This is a genomic window from Thermostichus sp. MS-CIW-36 (assembly GCF_054059035.1).
Window position 1 is genome coordinate 49,062 of record NZ_JBSSBR010000017.1, and the last position, 15,627, is coordinate 64,688.

Genomic DNA, 15,627 nt, shown 5'->3' on the forward strand with positions numbered 1-15,627 from the left:
CCTCTGGGTCACTTGCCTCGTGCAGGTCGGGCCATGCTGATGGTTGGTATAGTGGGTTTGACCTGAGCCGTTTCCGGCCTCGGCAGGGTGCGCTCCATTCTTCTCTTCCCTCCCGGAGGTTGTGATGAATCCTCCAACTAACCCAAGGGCTTGCAGCCCGCTTGCACGAGCGGGAGCCTTTGCCCCCATCCATGTTGTGGGCGGGGGGTTGGCGGGGACAGAAGCTGCTTGGCAAATTGCCCAGGCAGGGTTGCCTGTCATCCTTTCGGAGATGCGCCCCGTGCGTCAGAGCCCGGCCCATCACACCGATCAGTTGGGGGAGCTGGTGTGCAGCAACTCCTTTGGGGCTGCGGCCAGCGATCGGGCGGCAGGGCTACTCAAGGAAGAACTGCGACAACTGGGATCCCTGGTGATCGCGACGGCGGATTGCCATGCAGTGCCGGCAGGAGGGGCATTGGCAGTGGATCGGGCCCGCTTCAGCCAGGCTCTCACGGAAGCCATTCAAAACCATCCCCGCATCACCCTGCGTCGGGAGGAGGTGACGGAGATCCCGGAGGGCATTGCCGTCCTCTGTACCGGCCCTCTGACCAGCGATCCCCTGGCCAAGGCACTGCAAGCCTTTACGGGCCTGGAGTACCTGAGCTTTTTTGATGCGTCTAGCCCTATTGTTACCGGGGATTCGTTGAACCGAGCGGTGGTGTTTCAGGCTTCCCGCTACGACAAGGGGGAAGCAGCCTATCTCAACTGCCCCATGACGGAAGCGGAGTACGAACGGTTTTGGCGGGCGCTGGTGGAGGCGGAGCAGGCGCCCCTCAAGGATTTTGAACGGGAGGAGCGCAAGTTTTTCGAGGGCTGCTTGCCGATTGAAGAAATGGCGCGCCGTGGCAAAGACACCCTCTGTTTCGGCCCCTTGAAGCCGGTGGGGCTGGTGGATCCGCGCACGGGATCCCGTCCTTACGCGGTGGTGCAGTTGCGGCAAGAGGACAAAGCAGGGCAGCTGTGGAACTTGGTGGGCTTTCAAACCAACTTGAAATGGGGAGAACAGCAGCGGGTCTTTCGCCTCATCCCCGGCCTGGAACAGGCGGAGTTTGTCCGCTTTGGGGTGATGCACCGCAATACATTTTTGAATTCGCCCCAGCTTCTGTGGCCGACCTTGCAATTCCGTCGCCGACCCACGCTGTTTGCCGCCGGCCAGTTGGTGGGCACCGAGGGCTATGCCTGCGCGGTGGCAGGGGGATGGTTGGCCGGACAGAACGCCGCCCGCCTGGCTCTGGGGTTGCCCTTGATCACGCTGCCCCCCGAAACGATGATGGGATCCCTGTTTCAATTCATCAGCAGCGCGGATCCCAGGCACTTTCAGCCGATGCCGGCCAATTTTGGGCTGTTGCCGGATTTGGAGGGGCGCAAGCTTCGCAACAAGCAGGAGCGCTATGGCCGTTACCGGGATCGGGCTTTGGCTGCTCTGAAAACGACTGGGTTGGTGCGCCAAGTGCAAACTGCCTAGGGGAGGCCCAGGCTGGAGCGTGTTACCAACGGTTGCAGTCCGAAGTCAAAGTCGAGATTGAGCGTTAGCTTGAAGTCGATAAGCCTTGCGAAGGCCGACGAAGACACGCTGTGAATATTCTGGTCGTCAATGCCGGTTCCAGCAGCCTCAAATCCTCCCTATTTCTGGCGGTTGAGGGAAGGGTGGAGGCCACGCCCATCTGGCAAGCCCAGGTGGATTTCATCTACAAGCCGGGGGAGGCCCTCATCCAGACCCGTCGGCGAAGCGGTGGGTGGGAACCTTTTCCCTCCGTTTCACCTGAGAGGGGGATCGGCCAATTGGCCCCGCTGTTTCAAAGCCTCTGGCAAGGGGAGGGATCCCTGCTCTCCCAGGCGGCTGAGATCGGCGGCGTTGGCCATCGGGTGGTGCATGGGGGATCCCTGTACCGGCAGCCTACCTTAATTACACCAGAGGTGGAGAGGGCGATTGAGCAATTGATCCCCTTGGCCCCAGCCCACAACCCTGCCGCGCTGGCTGGCATCCGTCTGCTAAGGCAACTGTTGCCCGGGATCCCTCAGGTGGCCGTTTTCGACACCGCCTTCCACCAGCAAATGCCCCCGGCAGCAGCCCTCTACCCCCTCCCCTATGCCTGGGCTGAACAAGGGATCCGCCGCTACGGGTTTCATGGCATTAACCACGAGCATTGCGCCCGTCGCGCTGCCGAGATCTTGAACCGACCCCTGGAAGAGTTGCGGCTGATCACCTGTCACCTGGGCAACGGCTGTTCGTTGGCGGCTATTCGCGGGGGCAGAAGCGTGGATACCACCATGGGCTATACCCCTCTGGAGGGCTTGATGATGGGATCCCGGTCGGGGTCGGTGGATCCGGGCATTTTGATCCATCAGTTGCGCCAGGGCATGAGCGTGGATGAACTGGATCGGATCTTGAACCGAGAATCAGGGCTGAAGGGCGTTTCCGGCCTAAGCAGCGATATGCGGGTTGTGTTGGAGGCAATGGAGGCAGGCCATGCCCGGGCGGAGCTGGCTTTTGAGCTGTTTGTTCACCGTCTGCGCAGCCAGATTGGGGCAATGCTCATGAGCTTGGATCGGCTGGATGCGCTGGTGTTCTCTGGGGGGATTGGGGAAAACTCGGCGCCGGTGCGGGCAGCAACCTGTGCAGATCTGGGTTTTTTAGGGATCCAGATCGACCCGGTTTTGAATGCCGGATCCCCCCGCAACTGCGATATCAGCACTTCGGATGCTCCGGTGCGGGTTCTGGTGATCTCAGCCCAAGAGGACTGGGCCATTGCCACAGCTTGCCAAAACCTTTTGCAAGGGGAATAAGCGAAGGATCCCAGGCTGCTTCTCGCCAGGTTCTCTCCTTTCTGCCCGCTGGCTTGGTGAAGATCAACCTCGGACAATAAGCTCAAGAAAGAAGGTCTTTTGAGACTGATACATTCACGCTGAACTTTCCTGAACATGGTTCAGGAAAGAGGCGATCGCATCCTGCCTATCTCTGTTCGCGTCAGCGGGACGGAGTCCAAACAGGAAGGCGGTATCCCGCAAAGCCCTGAGGAATACCCCCCGAGCGCTTTCCCCCTTCACTTCCCGGCAACCGTTGCGGTGGACTCAAGGATCAGGGGGAAACTTGGTCTATTATATCCCTCTCAATGACTTTTGCCAAACCGCCTAAAGCTCAGTAAATTCAGCAAAGTTCAGGGTTTTGGGGGTTAGAGGCATGCTCCTTTGGGATCTTTTGGGGATGGAGAAGAGATGATGCAGCGGATACATGAACGGATCCCAGTGCTGGTGCTGCTGAGCAGTGTTCTGGTGGGGTGTGGGGGCACGACCGGCAGCAGCGATCTTCTGCCCCTGCCGCCTCCCATACCTGCTCCATCCCTCACCATTACTGATCTCTCTCCGCGCACCGTCTTGGTGGGGCAAACTCCAACCTTTGTGGTGTCTTTCCGGGTAGAGGCCCCTGCCGGGATCCGGGGTTCCAACGCCTTTTTGGCTTCCGTCACCACCCCACTGGGCAATTTCGTAACCCTGGGAGCTTTTGATGCTGCTCAGTTGCCCGGCTGCTTCGTTGGGGCGACCACCTGCACCGTTACAGGGCTGACCCTGACCCAGAATCGCTTTACCCTCACTCAAACGGGATCCCATCAGCTCACCATCAGTGTGTTCGATCGGCAGGAGCGGCTGGGCAGCGGCAGTTTCCCATTTACCGGAGTGCTTTGAAAACGGTTTGGATAAAGACACAGAGGATACTAGTCTTGCAGGATCCCCAGAAACTCAAAACTCACTCTAGGCCCTATCTCTCAGGTGGATTTCTGAGGCTTCCGGCCAAGGGATCAGGCCACCTCGGTCAAACTTGAACGGCCTCGCCGTTCCTGAGGAGATCGAGTTTTGTTGCTTCAAATCGGGTGGGGATAAAGTCGAGTATGTAGTCACTCTAAACATCATGGTCTAAACATCATGAATGAAACCTTTCCGTCTGGCTCCCCTCTCCCTCTGGAAGAGGAGCTGAGGGTGGTCGCGGAAGCGGCGCGGAGCGTTTGGGCACGGTCTCCAGCAGGAATGTAACTCGGAGATCCCAACTCAGGTGATCCGGATCAGCGCAAGCCTTTGGTCAGGGGAGTAGGTTATAGTTATCCAAAAAGATAACAATTTTGACGAAAAAGACATCTTCTGCTTTCCCCAAGCTGACCTTTGGATATGCTGAAGCCGATCTAGGGAATGGAGGCGCTGAACTGTGGAGAATGGGATCGTGTGTCAACTCACTTTGGAATGGACCGAAGCCGACCGGCGTCGATCGCAAACGGTTTCGCCTGTTCCCTCCAAGCTGGTTACCATTGGACGGGATCCCGGCTGCGATGTGGTGCTCAATGACCCAACTCGCTCGGTTTCAGGAGTTCACGCCGGGCTTTATTTTGATCCCAAAACCTTAAACTTTCACATTCGCAACTTAACTCGGGATCGTTTGCCTCCTAAGCAGCCCAACCCTGTCTGGGTGAATGGCCGAAAAATAATTCAGGAAGAGCTTGCGCTTGAGGCCAATAGCCAAATTCAGTTGGGGCACATTGTGCTGAGCGTGAAGTCCATAGAAGTGGCCAGGAAGAATCAGGGGGTTCCCCTCAGCCGCGGCACTTTGGACGCCCTCAAGGTTAAGTGCAGCCGCCTGGAAAACCCTCACTACCTACCCCCGGAATATCAGGGCCAGAATTGTCCCTACTGTGGGCATTTGGTCTTGAGCGCTACCTTGGTGATCCCTCCTCCAGAAGCTGGCAAAGCCCCACAACCTCCTCTCTAGAGGACCAACCCTTTCTATTCTTCTTAATTCTTCTTACAGATCCCAGTGGCTGATCCAAGTCCGTGGGGGATAGAAAAAAGGGATCCCAGACAAACCCCGAGGTGACCTGTGAGGTCGCGTTGTTCTGGGTTTTCTCAATGGCCTCTTCATGATCTTTGTAAAGGTAAGGAGAAGCTATGCAAATTCAACTGAGCTGGGAAGATCCCATCACCGAAGAACAGCAGGAGCTGATTTTTCCATTGCCTCTTGCCTTGGGCAGGGAGCTGGCCCAATTGCCACAGGAATGGCAAGGTCGAGAAGTGGCGCGGGCTGTGTTTGCCAGCCAGGAGATCTCCCGTTATCACGCCCTCGTCTATCTCGGTGAGGATGGCCAGGTCATCTATGAAGATCGCAGTGCCAACGGCAGCCGCATCAATGGGGAAAAAATCCGTCAGGCACGCCGGGTGCTCCAGGGGGGAGAAGTGGTGGAGCTTGGCCCCTACAGCATCACCGTGGGTTTGGTGTCCCCCAGGGATCCCAATGCCACCCTTTTGACCGGCACCCATCGCGGTACCCCTACCCTCCTGCTGGAGCCGCGCACCGAACTGATTCGCCCGGCCACCCAACCCGACACCGCATTTGAGGTTCCCCCGGCTTCCACGGTGGTTTTTGCCCCAGAGCAGCTTCCTGAAGTGCGGGCTGGCTCGGATTTTCCGCCGCCGGATTTGTTTCGAGCTGAGCAAATTGCCCTGAGCGCCCTCAAAGCCACCGGACTACCTGTGGAAGAGACCCTCTATTTGGCCTTGGGCGGCGGTATCGGCAGCTTTGTCTGGGTGGATACCCTGCGCATCTACGGGGTCAGACCGGAACACATCCGCGTCATCAGCATTGCCCGCAAACCCTACGAACGGTATGAACGGCTTTTGACCAACTGCCAGATCCCCCGCTGGAAGCGAATTCGCTCTGGCTCCGATTCTTGTCCAGACAACATTTGGGGCTGGCCTGGCTATGCTCTGCGGGATGCTTGGCGTTCCTTTTTCTCCGGCCGATTGTTGGAAGCACTCGGCTTTTTGTGGCAGGTATTTAGTGAGCCCTTGTTGGCAGATACCTATACGCCGCGGGCGGGGGATGTATTTGCCTCAATGGATCGGGAGGCAGCCCGAATTGGTTGGGAGCAAATGTTGTGTTACGGCCATATTCGCGCCATTCGCAAAACGGAGGATGGGCGATATGTGGTGGCCTATTCGGCAACGCGGCCCGGCCATACGGATCACCGTTTTATGGTGGCCAAGTATCTCCATTTGGCAACTGGATATCCGGCCATCAAGTTGCTCAACGACCTGCAGGAGTTTCGCGAAAAAACAGGAGATTTGAGATCGGTGGTACATGGCTATGAGCCTCATGATCACGTTTATGAGCAGTTGGAGAAACAAGGTGGCACCGTCCTAATTCGGGGATTTGGGATCGTCGCCTCTCAGGTGATGGAACGCCTTTACGAAGCCCGCAAAGTCAACCCCCGCATCTCGGTGGTGCATCTGAGCCGTGCGCCCAAAAGCGGTAATCGCTTCGGACGAGCCAAACGGGCAGTGGATAACCATTGGGAGTTTCAGCCCTTCAACTGGCCCAAGGGCACTTGGGGAGGAGTTCTGCGTGCCAAATTGGAAGCGGCGACCCCCCTGGAACGGCGCGAACTGCTGGAAGCTTGGGGCGGCACCACGACAGCAAGTCGGCGGAAATGGCGGCGGATCGTGCGGCAAGGGTTGCGAGAGGGCTGGTACTCGATTGTGTTCGGCAAGGTGGAGTCGGTGGTTCCCGGCGACAAGGGTAAGCCGGTAACCTACATTCGAGGTACCCACAACAACACGCAATTAAAGGTGGAGGCCGATTTCGTTATCGACTGTACGGGTTTGGTTTCGGATCCCATGACCAATCCTCTCCTCAACGATCTAATTACCCACTACAACCTGCCCCTCAATCCTCACGGGCGCTTGCATGTCTCCAACGACTTTGAGCTGGTGGAGATGCGCAACCGGGATGGGCGAATGTACGCCGCTGGGATCATCACCTTGGGCGGGCCCTATGCGCCGGTGGATACGTTTTTGGGTTTACAGTACTGTGCCCATCGCTCGGTGGAACACCTGGCTCGACTGCGGGCACCGGGGGTCAAAGGCTTAGAAGGGATCCGATCCCTGTGGCAATGGTGCAAGTGGGCCCTAAACATCAGCCCCTAGCTTGCCGACATTGGGCAACGCTTCTGGATTTTGTGAGATGTTTTTGGTTATCAACGCTGTCCCACACGTAAAACATTGGCGGCACACCATGGCCATTCCCCATCGCGCTAGCCTCATGAAAGTGGCGTTGCGTTGATCCCCAACTCTTCTATACCAAAGGGGGAAGGGTTGGGGGTGAGGGCCAGAAGGTTCCCTCAAACAGACTGGGAGCGACACGGATCCTGATGATCTCGATTGGCAAAACTGCGGGAGGAAAAGATGACTCCGACCCTGATTGGCCGCTGGCAAACTCGCATTTTCTTATTGGCCACCGTTGGTGTTTTGGCAAGTTTACCCTTTTATTTTGGGATCACTGGACATGGCGGCAGCCTCACCTATTTTTGGGTATTGCTCTACGTAGGTCTGTTTGGCTGTGTTTGGGATGTCGTTTATAACTATCTGATGGGGTGGATGTGGGATCACGATTGGCCTGGGATCCTTCAGCTTTTGGCCGGCATTTGGGAAGGGCTTTTTTTGGGTACAGTCTTGAAGGTGGTGGGTCTTCCTTATATCCCAACCCAACGGTTTGACTTGGGAGATTTTATTCTCCACTACAGTGTGGTCTGGGTTTGCCTTTACCTCAGCGCTTGGGTGGTAATGCGCATTTTGTTTCCCCGCTGGCGCTTTCGCGGTGGAGAGTGGCTGGGGCCATGGCCGCGCTCCGGCAGCTAGAAAGGGGATCCATTGCCGTTAGAATCGGGCTGGGAGACCTCCCCGGATAAGTCTGTGTTTTGATCAGGTCTGTACAGGCTAAGGGGAGTTGAGACTTGTTGCTGACCCAGATTTTCACCCCATGCAAGCCTGTACCCTGATTGCCCGCGCCAAGATCAACCTCTACCTGGAAATCCTCGGCTCCCGTCCTGATGGGTATTCAGAGGTGGCGATGGTGTTGCAGAGCATTCATTTGGCGGATCGACTGCAGTTGAAGAGCCGTCCTCACGGGATCCACCTCACCTGCGATCGCCCAGAAGTGCCCACAGATGCCCGCAACCTTGCCTATCAAGCCGCTGAGCTGCTGCAAAAAGAGTGTCACTCTGCCGCTGGCGTGGAGATTCACATCGAAAAGCACATTCCGGTGGCAGCAGGTTTGGCGGGGGGCTCGGCTGATGCGGCGGCGGTTTTGGTGGGGTTAAACCAACTGTGGGGGCTGGGCCTGACGGTGGGAGAGTTGCAGAGCTTGGCAGCCCGTCTGGGATCCGACATTCCCTTCTGTATCCAGGGGGGAACGCAACTGGCCACCGGGCGCGGGGAAGTTTTGGAGCCGCTGGCCGATTGGGAAGGGATCCCTGTGCTGCTGGCCAAGCCCAAGCACCTGGGGGTTTCCACCGCCTGGGCCTATCAAGCCTTTCGTTCTCGTCAGGGGAGCTTGGGAGGGGATGCCCTACCCAAACCCACACTGCCCACCTTGCCGCAGGCGTTGGCGGCTCTCAGCCGTCAGGATCCGCCGGCGTTAGCCAGGAGTTTGCGCAATGACTTGGAACAGGTGGTTTTGCCGGAGTACGCGATTGTAGGGGAACTGCGCCAAGCTCTTCTCTCGGCGGGGGCCCTGGGATCCCTGATGTCGGGGTCAGGGCCAACGGTCTTCGGAATCATGCCCAGCCTGGAGCTGGCCGCCCAAGTGCGCAACACCCTGCGTCACCAGTTTCAGGATGTAGAGTTTTGGGTGACGCAGTTTGCCCCCACTGGGATTCTGCTGCAGCCGGATCCCTGTGGCCTCAGTCCTACCTAGGTTGTCGACTGGATGGGCTGAATGCGGGATCCCCACCTGACCTTCTCTATCCTCCCCTCCAGTTGACCAAAAAAACTGGGTTACAAGCCCCGCCCTTCTAGGGCGGCTTTTGTAAGATGCTATTAGACAGGAAAGGCAACTTTGCATGTACCTTGTCCGCAAGCTCAAGCTAGGCGTCTCAGAGCAACTGCAGCTGTTGAGCAGGGCAGCAGGCGAGCTGTACTCAAAAGTGCTCGTTCACTTTTGGCGGGTCGTCCGCAAGAAGGGATTGTGGTTAAAGCCTTCCACATTCATGCGTTGGTTTCCCAACGACCCTGAGAATACACTTCATGCCCACAGTGCAGACGCAGTAGTGCAAAGCTTCTTTGCCTCTCTCAAGTCCTGGCGGGAACGCCGCAAAACCGACCCCAACGCCCGTCCACCTCGACGCCGTCGGTACTTCTACAAAGTCCAGTGGAAATCTTCAGCCATCCAAGTCGTCAATGGGAAGCTGCGATTGTCGAACGGGAAAGGCAAGGAGCCCCTGATTGTTAACTGGGCTTGGGATACGCCTGTTTGGGTAGAGATGGGCTGGGATGGCCAGCAGTATGAGCTGAGGGCTTGCTACAAGGTGGGGGATACGCCGCCGGAAGAAGAGGGGGAAGAGAGCAACGTTGCCGCTGTGGATTTGGGTGAGATTCACCCCGCAGTCGCTCATGAGGGGGGACAAACCTACATCGCCAATGGCAGGCTGCTGCGCTCCAAAAGGCGCTACCAGAACAAGCTGCAGGGCAAGCTAGCTCGACTCCTGGCGCGCAAAAAGCGGGGCTCTCGGCGGTGGAAGCGGCTAGTTCGCTCTCAACGTTTGCAGCTCAAGAAGCTGCGCAATCAAATTCGGGATATTCTGCACAAGCAGACAACCCGATTGGTCTCCACGCTCCACAAGCGAGGCGTGCAGACAGTTGTGATTGGCGACCTTCGGGATATCCGGATGTCTGCCAACTACAACAAAAAGGCGAATCAGAAGATCCACCAGATGTTGCATGGTCAAGTCCGGCATCTCATCACCTACAAAGCTGAGCGGTTGGGGATGAGAGTGGTACTGCAAGATGAGCGGTACAGCTCTCAGGAGTGTCCTGTTTGTGGACAGAGAAACAAGCCCAAAGGTCGTGTGTACAGGTGTGGGTGTGGGTTTGAGTTCCATCGGGACGGGGTGGGGGCAATTAACATCCGCAGGAAGTATCTGGGCTCCGGCCCAGTAGTTGGGGCCATGGCATCCCCCATAGGGTTGAGGTTTCAGCCTCATGCCCTGTGTAGCTCAGTCGGTAGGAGCAATTCTGCTGGCTGAGAAAGCATCCCCGTCCTTTAAGACGGGGAGTATGTCAAATAGTAGGATGAGCACCTGAACTTAACCTTGCGTTTACAGACCGCTGGCCTTAGCGGTCTAGCTACCTCTTCAGCTTTGAACCTCCCTCATGCCGCCCATCACCAAGATCCTGATTGCCAACCGGGGTGAGATTGCCCTGCGCATCATCCGCACCTGTCAGGAAATGGGGATCCGAACTGTGGCCGTTTACTCCACTGCGGATCAAAACTCCCTGCACGTCCAACTGGCGGACGAGGCTGTTTGCGTAGGAGATGCCCCGGTGGCCAAAAGCTACCTCAACATTCCCAACATCATCTCGGCAGCCCTCACCCGCGGAGCCACTGCCATTCATCCGGGCTATGGGTTCTTGGCGGAGAATGCCAAATTTGCCGAGATGTGTGCCGACCACAACTTGATCTTCATCGGCCCCTCGCCGGAGGCGATGCGCAAGATGGGCGACAAGGCCACGGCCCGCGAGACCATGCAAGCGGTGGGGGTGCCGACGGTGCCGGGCAGCCGCGGGTTGATCACCTCTGAGGAGGAGGCAGTGAAGCTGGCGGAGAAAATCGGCTACCCCGTGATTATCAAAGCCACCGCCGGTGGCGGGGGGCGGGGTATGCGGGTGGCGCGGGATGCCCAGGAGCTGCTGAAGATGCTGCGCACCGCTCAGGGGGAAGCCCAAGCAGCCTTTGGCAACGGCGGGGTTTACTTGGAGAAGTTCATCGAGCGCCCCCGTCATGTGGAGTTTCAGATCTTGGCGGATAGCCAGGGCAATGTGGTGCATCTGTACGAGCGGGATTGCTCCATTCAACGGCGGCATCAAAAGCTGTTGGAAGAGGCCCCCAGCCCGGCTTTGACTGCAAGCTTGCGCGCCCGCATGGGAGCAGCGGCGGTGAAAGCGGCCAAGGTGGTGAATTATGTGGGGGTGGGCACGGTGGAGTTTTTGCTGGACAAAAATGGCCAGTTCTACTTCATCGAGATGAACACCCGCATCCAGGTGGAGCATCCGGTTACCGAGATGGTGACCGGGCTGGATCTGATTGCCGAGCAGATTCGCATTGCCCAAGGTCAACCCCTGACCTTTCGCCAGAAGGATGTGGAGTTGCGGGGCCATGCCATCGAATGCCGCATCAACGCCGAGGATCCCAAGCAGCAGTTTCGGCCTTGCGCTGGCACGATCAGTGCCTATTTGCCCCCTGGGGGGCCGGGGGTGCGCATGGATTCCCACATCTACACCGACTACACCATTCCCCCCTACTACGATTCGCTGTTGGGCAAGCTGATCGTCTGGGGGCCTAACCGGGCAGCAGCCATCCGCCGCATGCAGCGGGCTTTGGGGGAATGCGCCATCACTGGGGTGCCCACCACGATCCCTTTCCACCAGCAGATCCTGCGCCATGAAGCTTTTTTGAGGGGCGAAGTGTACACGGACTTCATCGCTCAGCATTTGATGCCGGGGTAGGGGCCGAGTCCAAGCTGGAGCTTGCTCGCAGGGGAAGGATAGAGTTGGTTGAGGGTTGCCAGTGGGCTAAAGATGAGGGATCCCCGACCTGGTCAGGTTCGACAGACTCAACCGAGCGGCCCTGCTCCCAGCCTCAGCCATCTGGCGGCGCAATTTTTGCAGGAGCGGCAGCGGGATCTGGCCCCGGCTAGCCGCCGCACCTATCGCATCGCTCTGGAGCAGTTTGCCAAAACTTGCCCCGTGCCGCTGCCCCAGGTGCAGCCTGCCCACGTCCAGTCCTTTTTGAACAGCTTGAAGGGCCGTCCGTTTCGCAACCGCTCCGGCCAGCGGATCCACCCGCCCGCCTCTCCGGCCACCTACAACCTCAAGCGGTTGGCCTTGCAACAATTTTTTGAATGGGCCAGCCAACGGGGCTACCTTCAGGATCCCCTGCCCACTCAAGCCATTCGACCTGCCCGCCTACCCGCTCGTTTGCCTCGCGATCTGGATCGGTTGTTGTTGCAGCGGGTGTTGCAGCGGGCCCAGAACCATTCTCTGCGCTACGCGGCTTTGATTCGCCTGATGCTGGAGTGCGGGCTGCGGGCCCAGGAGCTGTTGGACTTAACCGTTCAAGATTTTCAAATCAGCCCTGAGGGATCCCTGTTGGAAGTGCGCTGTGGCAAGGGGAGCAAACCCCGCGCTGTGGCAGTAGGGGATCCCCTCTCCGAGCTGTTGCAACAGTATCTGAGCCGAGAACGGGGCCCGTGCGCGCCGACGGCTCCCTTGTTTGTTTCCCAATCTCGCTGCTTGGCCTACCGGGGGCGCCCCCTCACCTACGATGGCCTGCGGCATATTGTGCTCAAGCTAACCGAGCCTGAGCCGGGACATCAAACCCCCCACCAGTTTCGCCACAGTTTTGCCACCTTGTTGCTGGATCGCGGCGTTGCCCCCGAACATATCCAGCACCTGCTGGGCCACACAACTGCCGCCATGACGATGCGCTACACCCAGCGGGCCAACTTGAGAGCAGCCATCGCCCGTTCCCGCGAGATCTTGGATCAGGGCTTGGTTTAGGGATCCCTTAGTGTGCTATGGCCTCTATTGTTTCAAGTGAGACAGATGCAGATTGCTCGAAGAAAAGTTCAAAAAGGCCGCCACCAATACTCCCACCGGCTGCAACTGTCCCAACAACGCCACCCAAATAGCAATAAGGACGGGGGTTTGGATCCACAATAACGCCACAATAATGTATTTCCGGCTAATCTTTGGCGCCAACTTGGGGGCGACCTCTCAGCTTTTGGGGATCAGTCGCTTCGGACAGGCAGCACGGATGTGGGATTCGCTCAGGTCGGGCATGAGAGCCAAGGCCCGTTGGGCATCAATCTGGGCTTCGCACACCGCCTCCAACACCTGTTCGGCCATCAGGGAAAGGGGCATATCGGCAGTTTGTTCGGGATCGGTATCCACGGAAATTGGTCGGACTCCCACAGGGGGGGGTGGCAACACCGGCGGAGCTGCCTGCGGGGATAGGGTGGTGGAAGTGCCCACCTCCAACTGCGCTTCTGCCAGGGCCACACCGCGCCCCACCATCAACAGGGATCCCAGCAACAGGAGCCATCCCAGCCCACGCCCCCCTTTGCGGAACTGAGTCGGAGCCTTCTGCTGTCGCTCAAGGCTGCTGATGGGTGTAGCCCTGCTAAACCTACCACCGAGCATGTCACCTCTCCGAAACCACCCCTTTGCTCAAGATATCCAACACAACTTGAATTTGCAGTAGGCTATCGTTGGCCCTCCAGGTAGTGCCCACCCGTTGCCAAACTTTGCCCGCTCCAGCCCTGCCCCCTCTATGGCCCGTCTGTCTCAAGAGCTAGCCCGGTTTTCCCGCCTTCCCGAGAGCCCAGAGCAACCCGAACCCTCCCCGGAAGGGTCGATCTGCATCGAAGACATTCTAAAACTAGCCGGTGAGCGCAGTTTTGGCTTGTTTTTGGCGGTGCTCTCTTTCCCTTCTGCTTTGCCCTTGCCGGCTCCCGGCTATTCCACTCCCTTTGGCGTGGTCATCCTGTTGCTGGCCGCACAAATGCTGGCAGGGCGAACCACTCCTTGGCTGCCGAAATGGGTGTTGCAGACCTCTGTTGAACGGAAGCATTTTCAAAAGTGGGTGCAGGCCGGGATCCCATGGTTGCAGCGCATTGAAAAAATTGCCCGCCCCCGTTGGAAGCAGCTCTGCACCACACGGCTCGGCCAAGTCTGGCTGGGCACCTGGATCGGCTTGATGGGGATTTCCATGATCATCCCCGTTCCAGGCACCAACACCCTGCCGGCAATGGGGGTTTTCGTCACCGCCTTTGGCCTCCTGGAAGAAGACGGGATCCTGTGCAGCTTGGGATCCCTGATCTGTGTAGCAGGAGGACTGCTGACCACTTCCATTTTGATCGGCCTGTGGTTGGGGGGAACAACCCTTTTGGATTGGCTGGGGAGATAGCCGTGCCGACACCACTTATGATTCCGGCCTTGCACCGGTTATCGGGATGTCGGGGCCAGCGCCAGATCCTGAGTGAGGCGCAGCTCGATCACCTGATTGGGATCCAGCACCACCACTTGCGGCGCCGTGACATTGCCGATCACCGCTCCGGCCACCCCCGCCCCCAGCACTTCCTCTGTGGCAATGGCATTGTCTCCGGTTACCAAGCCGAGAATGGCGCCCGCTGCCGCGCCGATGGCTGCATCCTGAATGATTTTGCCTGTGGTGGTGTAGCGGGGATCCTTGACATCGTGAATGATGTCCGATTGGGCAGCCAAGGGGAACAGTTGGTTGTTGACGATAATGCTTTCCGCCACAAAACGGGTGCCCCCTGGGGCCGGCTCAAAGCGGCCATCCACCCGTGAGCCAAAAGGCACCAGAATATCCCCCTGGGCGTTGCGAATCGGGTTGCGGACGATCAAAGACATGGGCCGGGTTTCGTTGGGGGCAATGAAGAGGCGCTCGTTGAAGGGGGTGGTGGTTTGCATCAAGGTGCCCGCCGCCAGCGTGGAAAGGCGCAGGTCGAAGCCTGGCTGGGAACCGGAGAGGGATCCCCCTGGGTTTTGCGCCACCAAGGATCCCCGGCTGAGCATGGCCTGGTGGGTGAAGGCTGCTACCTCGGCGCGAGTGGCGGGACGGTTGGGTTCCAAGAGCATCGGGTCTGGATAATTGACGATCAACCCGGCGCGGTTGGCCGCCGCAAGTTGTGCCAGGGCCCAATTGGGGATGGCTGCCGCATCTCGGTAGCGGCTGAAGAGATCGCTGGGCTGAGCGGCTGGGATCGCTCCCGTGTTGCCAATGGCGTTGGTCAAAACCACCAGCGCTTCGGTGCGGGTAACGGGCTGCTCAGGACGGAAGGTGCCATCGGGAAAGCCTGCCACCAGATTGTTGGCTGCTGCCGTCGAGATGGCACTGGCTGCCCAGTGGGTGGGGGGCACATCCCGAAAGCCGATAAAAGTACCGGAGGTATTGCGGAGGCGGAAAGCGGTATTGACAATGGTGGCAAACTGAGCGCGGGTAACCGGCTCATTGGGGCGGAAGGTGCCATCGGGGAAGCCGTTCAACACTCCTTGAGCGGAGAGGGTCTCAATGTAGGCTTGGGCCCAGTGACCAAAGGTGTCGCGGAAGGGAGCGGCCATGGCCACCTGGCAGTGGATGCCCAAGACAGCTCCCGATAGGAGTATGCCTGCTGCACGTGGAGTTAAAAGAGAGGGAAACATCGTTCGTTCACCGAGTTGTCGTAGCGCCCATCGCTGGGTCAATGGCTACTTTTATTCTGGCTATTTCCTCAGTGATGACAATGGCGGAAACCCTTGCTCTGTGGTAATTTGAGCGTTTCTAACCCAAGATTTGCAGCAAAACGCAACTGCAGAGGATTGATAAGGAAGCTCCTAAATCTCTGTCGCGTCAGCTAGAAATCGCAGGAGCCCCGCACTGTACCCGTAGGGTCACTGCCGGGAGGAATGCGCTTTGATGAAGTACAATGAACTTATGAGCCAAATCCTGACCATCTCCTGCAAGCTCAAGGTGTCCCCGTCGCAAGCCGC

General features: G+C 58.2%; 13 protein-coding genes. 11 read left to right on the forward strand and 2 right to left on the reverse strand.

Annotated features, from left to right (window positions below):
- The first annotated feature begins 124 nt into the window (after positions 1 to 124).
- From trmFO to ACVWVQ_RS08955, 10 genes are all read left to right on the forward strand, one after another.
- Positions 125 to 1,504 (forward strand): FADH(2)-oxidizing methylenetetrahydrofolate--tRNA-(uracil(54)-C(5))-methyltransferase TrmFO, encoded by a 1,380-nt coding sequence (trmFO, locus tag ACVWVQ_RS08910; RefSeq protein ID WP_414329729.1) that lies wholly within the window; start codon positions 125 to 127, stop codon positions 1,502 to 1,504.
- A 110-nt stretch (positions 1,505 to 1,614) separates the two neighbouring features.
- On the forward strand, positions 1,615 to 2,826 hold the full coding sequence (locus ACVWVQ_RS08915; RefSeq protein ID WP_457508049.1) for an acetate kinase: 1,212 nt from the start codon (positions 1,615 to 1,617) through the stop codon (positions 2,824 to 2,826).
- 429 nt (positions 2,827 to 3,255) lie between these two features.
- The gene (locus ACVWVQ_RS08920) at positions 3,256 to 3,723 is read left to right on the forward strand and encodes a hypothetical protein (protein ID WP_457508051.1); all 468 of its coding nucleotides are present in this window, start codon (positions 3,256 to 3,258) and stop codon (positions 3,721 to 3,723) included.
- A gap of 529 nt (positions 3,724 to 4,252) precedes the next feature.
- Positions 4,253 to 4,795, forward strand: coding sequence for an FHA domain-containing protein (locus ACVWVQ_RS08925; RefSeq protein WP_457508053.1), 543 nt, complete (start codon positions 4,253 to 4,255; stop codon positions 4,793 to 4,795).
- 176 nt (positions 4,796 to 4,971) lie between these two features.
- On the forward strand, positions 4,972 to 7,005 hold the full coding sequence (locus ACVWVQ_RS08930) for an FHA domain-containing protein (protein ID WP_457508055.1): 2,034 nt from the start codon (positions 4,972 to 4,974) through the stop codon (positions 7,003 to 7,005).
- A gap of 258 nt (positions 7,006 to 7,263) precedes the next feature.
- Positions 7,264 to 7,716 carry a hypothetical protein gene (locus ACVWVQ_RS08935; RefSeq protein ID WP_414388642.1) on the forward strand — a complete coding sequence of 151 codons (453 nt, stop codon included), beginning with the start codon at positions 7,264 to 7,266 and terminating at the stop codon, positions 7,714 to 7,716.
- A 121-nt stretch (positions 7,717 to 7,837) separates the two neighbouring features.
- The gene (gene ispE / locus ACVWVQ_RS08940; protein ID WP_457508066.1) at positions 7,838 to 8,773 is read left to right on the forward strand and encodes a 4-(cytidine 5'-diphospho)-2-C-methyl-D-erythritol kinase; all 936 of its coding nucleotides are present in this window, start codon (positions 7,838 to 7,840) and stop codon (positions 8,771 to 8,773) included.
- A 145-nt stretch (positions 8,774 to 8,918) separates the two neighbouring features.
- A complete protein-coding gene (locus ACVWVQ_RS08945) occupies positions 8,919 to 10,100 on the forward strand; it encodes an RNA-guided endonuclease InsQ/TnpB family protein (protein ID WP_414332259.1) in 1,182 nt (393 codons plus the stop codon).
- A gap of 127 nt (positions 10,101 to 10,227) precedes the next feature.
- Entirely contained in the window at positions 10,228 to 11,580 is a 1,353-nt protein-coding gene (gene accC, locus ACVWVQ_RS08950; RefSeq protein ID WP_414423734.1) for an acetyl-CoA carboxylase biotin carboxylase subunit, read from the forward strand.
- 72 nt (positions 11,581 to 11,652) lie between these two features.
- A complete protein-coding gene (locus ACVWVQ_RS08955; protein ID WP_457508057.1) occupies positions 11,653 to 12,633 on the forward strand; it encodes a tyrosine-type recombinase/integrase in 981 nt (326 codons plus the stop codon).
- 216 nt (positions 12,634 to 12,849) lie between these two features.
- Here the strand turns inward: ACVWVQ_RS08955 and ACVWVQ_RS08960 are convergent, their stop codons facing one another.
- Positions 12,850 to 13,275, reverse strand: a complete 426-nt coding sequence (locus tag ACVWVQ_RS08960; protein WP_457467045.1) for a hypothetical protein — start codon at positions 13,273 to 13,275, stop codon at positions 12,850 to 12,852.
- Positions 13,276 to 13,405: 130 nt separating this feature from the next.
- Between ACVWVQ_RS08960 and ACVWVQ_RS08965 the strand changes: the two genes are divergently transcribed.
- Positions 13,406 to 14,041 (forward strand): exopolysaccharide biosynthesis protein, encoded by a 636-nt coding sequence (locus ACVWVQ_RS08965; RefSeq protein WP_457467054.1) that lies wholly within the window; start codon positions 13,406 to 13,408, stop codon positions 14,039 to 14,041.
- A 38-nt stretch (positions 14,042 to 14,079) separates the two neighbouring features.
- Here the strand turns inward: ACVWVQ_RS08965 and ACVWVQ_RS08970 are convergent, their stop codons facing one another.
- A complete protein-coding gene (locus ACVWVQ_RS08970; protein ID WP_457407429.1) occupies positions 14,080 to 15,300 on the reverse strand; it encodes an S-layer homology domain-containing protein in 1,221 nt (406 codons plus the stop codon).
- Between the last annotated feature and the right edge of the window lie 327 nt (positions 15,301 to 15,627).

What these genes read in the sequence shown, in the direction of transcription:
- trmFO (WP_414329729.1), top strand. Translation starts at nt 125, where the DNA reads ATGAATCCTCCAACTAACCCAAGGGCTTGCAGCCCGCTTGCACGAGCG.
- ACVWVQ_RS08920 (WP_457508051.1), top strand. Translation starts at nt 3,256, where the DNA reads ATGATGCAGCGGATACATGAACGGATCCCAGTGCTGGTGCTGCTGAGC.
- ACVWVQ_RS08930 (WP_457508055.1), top strand. Translation starts at nt 4,972, where the DNA reads ATGCAAATTCAACTGAGCTGGGAAGATCCCATCACCGAAGAACAGCAG.
- ACVWVQ_RS08935 (WP_414388642.1), top strand. Translation starts at nt 7,264, where the DNA reads ATGACTCCGACCCTGATTGGCCGCTGGCAAACTCGCATTTTCTTATTG.
- ispE (WP_457508066.1), top strand. Translation starts at nt 7,838, where the DNA reads ATGCAAGCCTGTACCCTGATTGCCCGCGCCAAGATCAACCTCTACCTG.
- ACVWVQ_RS08945 (WP_414332259.1), top strand. Translation starts at nt 8,919, where the DNA reads ATGTACCTTGTCCGCAAGCTCAAGCTAGGCGTCTCAGAGCAACTGCAG.
- accC (WP_414423734.1), top strand. Translation starts at nt 10,228, where the DNA reads ATGCCGCCCATCACCAAGATCCTGATTGCCAACCGGGGTGAGATTGCC.
- ACVWVQ_RS08955 (WP_457508057.1), top strand. Translation starts at nt 11,653, where the DNA reads ATGAGGGATCCCCGACCTGGTCAGGTTCGACAGACTCAACCGAGCGGC.
- ACVWVQ_RS08960 (WP_457467045.1), bottom strand. Translation starts at nt 13,275, where the DNA reads ATGCTCGGTGGTAGGTTTAGCAGGGCTACACCCATCAGCAGCCTTGAG.
- ACVWVQ_RS08965 (WP_457467054.1), top strand. Translation starts at nt 13,406, where the DNA reads ATGGCCCGTCTGTCTCAAGAGCTAGCCCGGTTTTCCCGCCTTCCCGAG.
- ACVWVQ_RS08970 (WP_457407429.1), bottom strand. Translation starts at nt 15,300, where the DNA reads ATGTTTCCCTCTCTTTTAACTCCACGTGCAGCAGGCATACTCCTATCG.